The sequence below is a fragment of the Vibrio sp. 378 genome (assembly GCF_033339435.1).
On the sequence record NZ_JAWOUO010001289.1, the window covers coordinates 1 to 503 of the forward strand.

The window sequence follows — 503 nt, forward strand, 5'->3', positions numbered from 1 at the left end:
ATTGACCCCAAAGAGACGCGAAACGTGCTTGCACAAGCGTTAATGGCCGCGCTCAACGCGCCAATACCTGATAGCGAATTTGGCATCTTTAGAATGTAACCGTGCAATTGAAATAAACGTTCACAAGGAAATCATTATGCAGGAAAGACAACCAAGCATTGTTCCAAACGCTCAACGACACAATGATGTGCTTTGGCAGGTTGACGAATTCGGTGTTGCAACGCTGACGCTGAATCGGACAAAGAAACACAATGCCTTTGATGCCTGCATGATTGATTTGATCATCCATCGCTTAGATTATCTTGCACTAAGAACCGATGTGCGTTGCTTAGTGCTGCGCAGTAATGGCAAACACTTTTCCTCTGGTGCGGATTTAGCTTGGATGCAATCGATGGCAAATAGTACCCGAAAAGAAAACCTAGTCGATGCACAAAGCCTCGCTCGCTTAATGGAAACGTTGGATGCCTTCCCTCAACCCACCATCGCTGTCGTACAAGGCTCAG

General features: G+C 46.5%; 1 protein-coding gene. It reads left to right on the plus strand.

All coding sequences use genetic code 11. From position 1 onward, the window contains the following. Nucleotides 1-136 precede the first annotated feature (136 nt). The coding region (locus R7Q48_RS31610; RefSeq protein ID WP_318134432.1) for an enoyl-CoA hydratase/isomerase family protein at nt 137-503 on the plus strand (367 nt) is incomplete at its 3' end.